This is a genomic window from Leclercia sp. M50 (genome assembly GCF_037150775.1).
Classification (GTDB): Bacteria; Pseudomonadota; Gammaproteobacteria; order Enterobacterales; family Enterobacteriaceae; genus Enterobacter.
On sequence record NZ_JBBCPK010000142.1, the window covers coordinates 1 to 7,843 of the forward strand.

General features: G+C 51.7%; 9 protein-coding genes. 5 read left to right on the top strand and 4 right to left on the bottom strand.

The features are described from left to right. Together WFM46_RS21730 and WFM46_RS21735 are read right to left on the bottom strand one after the other, a co-directional pair. The coding region (locus tag WFM46_RS21730) for a flagellin N-terminal helical domain-containing protein (protein ID WP_336998515.1) at positions 1-679 on the bottom strand (679 nt) is incomplete at its 3' end. Positions 680-862: 183 nt separating this feature from the next. Further along, positions 863-1,834: a flagellin N-terminal helical domain-containing protein gene (locus tag WFM46_RS21735; RefSeq protein ID WP_156239224.1), complete on the bottom strand. Its 972-nt coding sequence runs from the start codon at positions 1,832-1,834 to the stop codon at positions 863-865. Positions 1,835-2,071: 237 nt separating this feature from the next. Between WFM46_RS21735 and fliD the strand changes: the two genes are divergently transcribed. The 4 genes from fliD to amyA all read left to right on the top strand — a co-directional run bounded on the left by fliD (position 2,072) and on the right by amyA (position 5,853). Further along, the gene (fliD, locus tag WFM46_RS21740; protein ID WP_336998516.1) at positions 2,072-3,475 is read left to right on the top strand and encodes a flagellar filament capping protein FliD; all 1,404 of its coding nucleotides are present in this window, start codon (positions 2,072-2,074) and stop codon (positions 3,473-3,475) included. A 21-nt stretch (positions 3,476-3,496) separates the two neighbouring features. Continuing rightward, positions 3,497-3,907: a flagellar export chaperone FliS gene (gene fliS, locus WFM46_RS21745; protein ID WP_103180133.1), complete on the top strand. Its 411-nt coding sequence runs from the start codon at positions 3,497-3,499 to the stop codon at positions 3,905-3,907. Then, positions 3,907-4,266: a flagella biosynthesis regulatory protein FliT gene (fliT, locus tag WFM46_RS21750; RefSeq protein WP_336998517.1), complete on the top strand. Its 360-nt coding sequence runs from the start codon at positions 3,907-3,909 to the stop codon at positions 4,264-4,266. Before fliS ends, fliT begins: the two co-directional genes overlap by 1 nt. A 102-nt stretch (positions 4,267-4,368) precedes the next feature. Beyond that, complete coding sequence (amyA, locus tag WFM46_RS21755; protein ID WP_336998518.1) at positions 4,369-5,853, top strand: alpha-amylase; 1,485 nt, start codon at positions 4,369-4,371, stop codon at positions 5,851-5,853. A gap of 50 nt (positions 5,854-5,903) precedes the next feature. Here the strand turns inward: amyA and yedD are convergent, their stop codons facing one another. Further along, the gene (yedD, locus tag WFM46_RS21760; RefSeq protein WP_103822444.1) at positions 5,904-6,317 is read right to left on the bottom strand and encodes a lipoprotein YedD; all 414 of its coding nucleotides are present in this window, start codon (positions 6,315-6,317) and stop codon (positions 5,904-5,906) included. A gap of 68 nt (positions 6,318-6,385) precedes the next feature. Next, entirely contained in the window at positions 6,386-6,700 is a 315-nt protein-coding gene (fliE, locus tag WFM46_RS21765) for a flagellar hook-basal body complex protein FliE (protein ID WP_103180141.1), read from the bottom strand. 227 nt (positions 6,701-6,927) lie between these two features. Between fliE and fliF the strand changes: the two genes are divergently transcribed. After that, positions 6,928-7,843: flagellar basal-body MS-ring/collar protein FliF (fliF, locus tag WFM46_RS21770; protein WP_336998519.1), on the top strand; the 916-nt coding region annotated here is incomplete at its 3' end.

Consider the following 7,843-nt stretch of genomic DNA (forward strand, 5'->3'; position numbering starts at 1 on the left):
GTGAACTACGCTGTGTATCGACAGCTTTAATCGCATCGTCGATGGTTTTTAAACCAGTGCTGGTAGTACCGTCGTTTTGCAGGACATCATAGCCATTGCTCGCTACTTTACGATCGCCAGCAGCAATGTTTCCGTCCAGACTTGCAATGCCATTAGTAGTCGTAGCGGTATATTTATCCCATGCTGTTTTATCGTTCATAGTGATGCCGATTTGCTCACCATCTTTTGAACCAACCTGGAAGTTGAATGTTTTGGATGCTGTATTATTTAATACTTTGATACCGTTAAAGTCGGTCTGGGTAGCAACGCGGTTGATCTCTTTCATTCGCTCGTTCACTTCAGACTGAATAGAGTCAATGTCGGAAGCTGAGTTTGAGCTGTTCTGCGCCTGCACGGTCAGATCACGTACACGCTGTAAGTTGTTGTTGATTTCGCTCAGCGCGCCTTCAGCAGTCTGCGCCAGGGAGATACCATCGTTGGCGTTACGTGCTGCCACGTTCAGACCGTTGATGTTGGAAGTAAAGCGGTTGGCAATCGCCTGGCCCGCAGCGTCATCTTTAGCGCTGTTGATGCGTAAACCAGACGAGAGACGCTCGATCGCAGTTCCCAGAGAAGACTGAGATTTATTCAGATTGCTCTGCGTCATCAGCGACAGGGTGTTAGTGTTAATAACTGCCATGATTATTATCCTTCAATATTTGTCATTAAGTTACGGCCTGCGGCCTGCGGCTTCATCGCCCTCCAGACAGTTATCGACAGTACGATTTCAAACTTTAATGGAAATGATAGCGTTTCGAGTTCTGTACTACCTTAATAAAAAAAGCGCCAATAAATGGCGCTTTTAGACGTAATAATATTGAGCTTAACGCAGCAGAGACAGCATAGTCTGTGGAACCTGGTTAGCCTGGGCCAGCACAGAAGAGCCAGCCTGCTGCAGGATCTGCGCGCGGGACATGTTGGACACTTCGGTCGCATAGTCAGAATCCTGAATACGGCTGCGGGCTGCAGACAGGTTATTCACGGTGTTGTTCAGGTTAGTTACAGTGGACTCAAAACGGTTTTGAGAAGCACCCAAAGAACTACGTTGTGTATCAACGGCTTTAATAGCTTTATCGATATCTGCAAGCGGGTTTCCGGCCCCTAAGGCTGCACCAGTAACTTTACCGCTTCTCACGTCAAAACCAACCGCAGCAACGGAACGGTTGCCAGCAACGCCATTAACATCAGTCAACGTGGCGGCTGCAACGGTGTTAGCATATACCCCTCCTGCAGTAACTGCAGTAGTTGTACCTGCTGCACCAGCTGCACTGCTTGAGGATGCAAGGTTCCATCCAGCTGCACTATTGATAGCAATTCCAATCGTCTCACCATCTTTAGAGCCAACCTGGAAATTATAATTTGACGCGGTAGCAGTTGTGTTATTAAGGACTTTAATGCCGTTGAAATCGGTCTGCGTTGTTACACGGTCGATTTCAGCCATACGCTGGTTAACTTCAGACTGGATAGAGTCAAGATCGGAAGCAGAGTTAGAGCTGTTCTGCGCCTGGACGGTCAGGTCACGGACACGCTGCAGGTTGTTGTTGATTTCGCTCAGCGCGCCTTCAGCAGTCTGCGCCAGGGAGATACCGTCGTTGGCGTTACGTGCTGCCACGTTCAGACCGTTGATGTTGGAGGTGAAGCGGTTAGCGATCGCCTGGCCCGCAGCATCATCTTTGGCGCTGTTGATGCGCAAACCGGAGGACAGACGCTCAATCGCAGTGCCCAAAGTGGACTGAGATTTGCTCAGGTTGCTCTGAGTCATCAGAGACAGGGTGTTAGTATTAATAACAGCCATGATATGTTCCTTTAAAAGTTGTCAGATTCAGGCATCTGCCTACGGTTTTCTCACCGCTATCCTGGTTATCGTTCACCCCCTTCCTAACCTTTAGAAAAAAGATCATTTTTTTAAAAGGACAAACTGCCAGTTTTTTCGCTGCTTTATTTACCCATTGATAAATGCAAAAAAAGCTAATCTTTTTCCTACGTCTGCCGATAGAGCTTCCAGCGATTGTCACAATAAAGGATGAAAAAAATGGCAAGTGTTAGTTCACTCGGTGCAGGTACCAGTCTGAATCTCAATACGTTATATGACAATTTACAGACAGCCGAGCAGACCAAGCTCACACCGATTACGCAGCAGCAGACCTCTTATAAAGCGAAACTGACCGCATGGGGCGTAGTTCAGACTGCACTGACCAAGTTTCAGACTGCTGCAGACGCGCTGAAAAACACCTCTGCGATTGCGCAGTCAAAAGTGACCAGTACCAATACCGCATTTAGTGCGACCCTGGCGAGCAGTGCTTCAGCCGGTACGTATTCGGTAGAAGTGACGCAGCTGGCCGCCGCGCAGACGCTGCTGAGCCCGAAAGTAGCCAGCAAAGATACCGATCTCGGCGACAGCAGCATGAGTTCGCGCACCATCACTATCACGCAGCCGGGTCAGAAAGATCCATTAAAGGTGACGCTGGCCAGCGACAAAACAAGCCTTGCGGATGTACGTGACGCGATTAACGCTAAACAAGGCAGCGTAACCGCCAGCATCATTAAAGCGGATGACAACAGTTACTATCTATCACTGACCTCACGTGACAGCGGTGTCGCCAACGAAATGACGATCACCACCGATGACAGCGAACTGGAAAAATATATCAGCCACGATCCGCTTGATTCATCAACGGGAATGAAAGTTCAGGTTGCCGCGGCTGATGCCATCGTTAACATCAATGGCATCAAAATTACCCGTAGCAGCAACGCCATTACCGATGCCCCGGAAGGTGTCACGCTCAACCTGACCAAGACCAACGTTGGCAGCCCGGAAACATTGTCGATTGCGAAAGACAATCAGCCGATGACCGATGCGATCCAGGCCTTTGTCGATGCGTATAACTCGTTGCAAACGACCATCAGTAACCAGACGAAATATACCGCGGTGAAACAGGGCGATGGTTCTCAGGACTCTAGCAACGGCGACCTGTTGGGCGACGGCACCCTGCGTAATATCCAGACCCGCCTGCGCTCTATGGTCTCGTCAGCGCAAGGTACCGGCGAACTAGCGACGCTGTCGCAACTGGGCATCACCCAGGATATTAACGGTAAGCTGACCGTAGACAGCACCAAGTTAGGTAAGGCCCTGACGGATAAATCTACCGACGTGCTCGCTTTCCTCTCCGGCGACGGTAAAACAACCGGCATGGCGACGCAAACCAGCAACCTGTTGAAAGACATGTTAGGCAACGAAGGTTCGGTCAAAAGCGCCACTGATGGCATCAACAAAACGCTGAAAAATCTGTCCGATCAGTACGACCGTGTTAACGCGCAAATCGAGGCCACGATGGCGCGCTACAAAACGCAATTTACCAGTTTGAGTCAGCTGGTCTCCTCCATGGATCAAACCGGGAGCTATCTGACCCAACAGTTCAATGCTATGAACAGTTAATGAATGAGTTGAGGTTTTACGATGTATACAAAATCGGGAATTCAGGCCTATGCGCAGGTTAGTGTTGAAAGTGCCGTCCTGAGTGCCAGCCCGCATCAACTGGTGGTTTTACTTTTTGATGGCGCGCTAAGCGCCATGAAAAAAGCCGTCATATTGATTGAGCAAGGGGACATTCCCGGTAAAGGGCAGGCGCTGGGAAAAGCCATCAATATTATCAGTAACGGTCTGCAGTCTGGGCTAAATCACGAGGTGGGTGGTGAGTTGGCTACCAACCTCGACAGCCTCTACGACTATATGACCAGACGTCTTTTACAGGCCAATATTCATAATGACATTGATGCCATTAATGAAGTGATGGAGTTACTCAATAACATCGCCGATGCCTGGAAAGAGATAGGCCCCAATTCTCAACATATGCGGGACAATGACTAATGGAAGCCAATCTGGGATTGCTCCAACACTATCAACACCTGTTAACTACCAGCGCCTCGATGCTGGCGCTGTCAAAATCGGGGCGTTGGGATGAGCTGATTACTTTCGAAGTGAAGTATTTAAGCGCCGTTGAAAAACTGACACAGTTTCAGGATGCGAACGAGATTGCGCCACACATACAGGCGCAAATACGCCCCATGCTCCGGCAGATCATCGATAATGAAATTGAGCTTAAAGCCTTGCTGCAACAGCGTATGGACGAGCTGAGAACTTTAGTTGGGCACTCCTCCCGACAACATAATCTGAATGCAACTTATGGACGTCTCTCTGGCAATATTCTTTTCCCCACGGACATCTGAACTGGGGTTGATAACAGGCGGGTGAATATATTTCGTTATTTCACCCGCTAAATATCCCCGCCTCGCTCATACTCTCTGTGTTCTTAAACTGGAGCACGGAAGATGAAAAACCCCACCCTTTTGCAGTTCTTCCATTGGTATTACCCTGAAGGCAGTCAGCTTTGGCCGGAAGTGGCCGAGCGCGCCGATGGCTTAAATGATATCGGTATTAACATGGTCTGGCTGCCCCCGGCCTATAAAGGCGCGACCGGCGGCTACTCTGTCGGCTATGACTGCTACGATCTTTTCGATCTCGGCGAGTTCGATCAAAAAGGATCTATTCCCACCAAATATGGTGACAAAAACCAGCTGCTGGCCGCTATCGACGCACTGAAACGCAACAATATCGCGGTGCTGATGGACGTGGTCGTGAACCACAAGATGGGTGCCGATGAGAAAGAGGCCATCCGCGTTCAGCGGGTGAACGCCGACGATCGCAACCAGATCGATGACGCGATTATCGAGTGTGAAGCCTGGACCCGCTACACCTTCCCGGTTCGCGCCGGAAAGTATTCAAAATTCATCTGGGATTACAAATGTTTCAGCGGCATAGACCATATCGAAAACCCTGATGAAAACGGCATCTTCAAGATCGTCAATGATTACACCGGCGAAGGCTGGAACGATCAGGTCGATAACGAGATGGGAAATTTTGACTACCTCATGGGCGAAAACATCGATTTTCGCAACCGTGCGGTAACCGAGGAGATCAAATACTGGGCGCGCTGGCTGATGGAGCAAACCCAGTGTGACGGCTTCCGTCTGGATGCGGTAAAACATATTCCGGCCTGGTTCTATAAAGAGTGGATCGAACATGTCCAGGAGGTAGCGCCGAAACCGCTGTTTATCGTGGCGGAATACTGGTCGCCAGATGTTGATAAACTGCAACAATATATCGAACAGGTGGAGGGGAAAACCATGCTGTTTGACGCCCCGCTGCACATGAAGTTTCACGAAGCTTCTCTGCAGGGACGTGATTACGACATGAGCCAGATCTTTACCGGCACGCTGGTAGAGGCCGCTCCGTTCCATGCGGTGACCCTGGTCGCTAACCATGACACCCAGCCGCTACAGGCGCTGGAGGCACCGGTTGAAGCCTGGTTTAAGCCGTTGGCCTATGCCCTGATTTTACTGCGCGAAAACGGCGTTCCCACCGTCTTCTACCCCGATTTGTACGGCGCCAGCTATGACGATACCGGTGGTGACGGCGAGATGTACCACATCGATATGCCGGTGATTGAGCAGCTCGATCAGCTGATCCTCGCCCGCCAGCGCTTTGCTCACGGCATTCAGACTCTGTGGTTCGATCACCCTAACTGCATCGCCTTCAGCCGCAGCGGCACCGACGATAATCCCGGCTGCGTGGTGGTGCTCTCTAACGGTGACGAAGGCGAAAAAACCATTACGCTTGGGGAAAACTACGGCCATAAAACCTGGAAAGATTTTCTCGGTAACCGCGAGGAAGTGGTAATGACCGACGAAACCGGTACCGGTGTCTTCACCTGCAACGGCGGCAGCGTCAGCGTGTGGGTTATAGAAGCGGAATAGTAAGGCGTTGATAGCCGGGCGGCGTTGCCCCTGCCCGGCCTGCAAATCCCTTAAGGCAGCTTGCTCTCAAGCGGATTTTTACTCAGGTAATTTGCACACTCGACGGTAGGTTTGTCGACGCGCTGCAGGATCATGCCATCGTACTCAATGGCGGAGCCTTCCCGCTCCAGCGGGTAGATATCCAGCTTGCGAGTGACGTTGTAATAATCGTCAGAACGCAGCATGATTTTCCCCGGCACGGCCACCACGCGCTGCCACTGCCGGCAATCGAGGGTATCCCCCTCTTGTGTCACGACAAGCGTCGCGATCGCTTCCGGGCTGACCATGCTGCTCTGCGGCCCTTTCGACTGCCAGTAACCCGCCAGTTCAGCCGGGACAGGATGTTTGATCACGTCCTGATATCTGTCGACCTGTACACAGCCGGTTAAGGCTAGCAGCCCCGCTATAATTGCTATTTTTTTCATCATGATTCCGTCTATGTCGAAAAAAATAGTGTGGCATTAAAGCCGTCGCGTCGCCAGCACCAGAAGGACTAAACCTGCATAGACATGACGTCCTGATACGCCTGCATCAGTTTATTACGTACCTGAATACCCATCTGCATCGACACCGATGCTTTTTGCATATCGGCCATCACATCGTTCAGACCGATGCCCGGTACGCCGAGGGTGAATTTTTCGCCCTGCACGCGCGCCGCGGTTTGCGTGTCGCTGATCCGGTCCAGCGCCGCATGCAGCTGGCCCGCGAAGCTGACCGTCGACTGCACATCAGCCACGTTCTGATTACGCGCGGTCATCGCCGTTGCCTGGAGCTGGCTGATGACGCTTTCAATGCCCTGTATTGCCATGACTTTCCCCTGATGGTTTTCTACGCGCTCAAGAGTAGCAGTCTGTCAATGAGATAAAGGCGCTAAATAGCGTTAAAAAACCAGGTTATTTGACGCATAGAAATTCCCGTTTCAACAAATAATGGCACAGCCATGATTATGGAATTTTTTGTGTGTTTGCCGACCCGGGAGTCTGTTTTGTTTCTCCACACTAATAATGAAATCCACGATGAGTCGCGAGGTGCGCTATGAGTGCGTCAGCAACAACAAGCCCTCAAACTAAATCTCTCGAATGGATGAGCCGCTTGCGCGCGAACCCTAAAGTGCCGTTGATCGTGGCAGGCGCTGCCGCCATCGCGATTGTTGTCGCTATGGTCTTATGGGCCAAACAACCAGACTACCGCACGCTCTTCAGCAACCTTTCCGATCAGGATGGCGGCGCTATCGTCACCCAGCTCACCCAGATGAACGTCCCTTACCGCTTCGGGGAAAACGGCGGCCCGCTGGAAGTCCCCGCCGATAAAGTTCATGAACTCCGCTTACGTCTTGCCCAGCAAGGCCTGCCGAAAGGCGGGGCAGTAGGCTTTGAACTGCTGGATCAGGAAAAATTTGGCATCAGCCAGTTCAGCGAGCAGGTGAACTATCAGCGCGCGCTGGAAGGCGAACTGGCCCGTACCATCGAAACGCTGGGTCCGCTGAAAAGCGCCCGCGTGCACCTGGCCATGCCGAAACCGACCCTGTTTGTCCGGGAACAAAAAGCCCCTTCGGCATCCGTCACCGTTAATCTGCAGCCTGGCCGCGCGCTGGATGAAGGGCAAATCAGCGCGGTGGTGCATCTGGTCTCCAGCGCCGTGGCGGGTTTACCGCCGGGTAATGTGACCCTGGTGGACCAGACGGGTCGCCTGTTAACCAAATCCAACACCGGCGATCGCGACCTCAATGACGCGCAGCTGAAATATGCCACTGATGTGGAAAATCGCATTCAGAGCCGCATCGAAGCCATTCTCGGGCCGATTGTTGGGACAACCAACGTTCATGCCCAGGTTACCGCGCAGATCGATTTCTCCGATAAAGAGCAGACCGAAGAGCAGTATCGTCCGAACGGCGATGCCGCCCAGGCGGTGATGCGTTCGCGTCAGGTAAATGAAAATCTGCAGGTGGGCG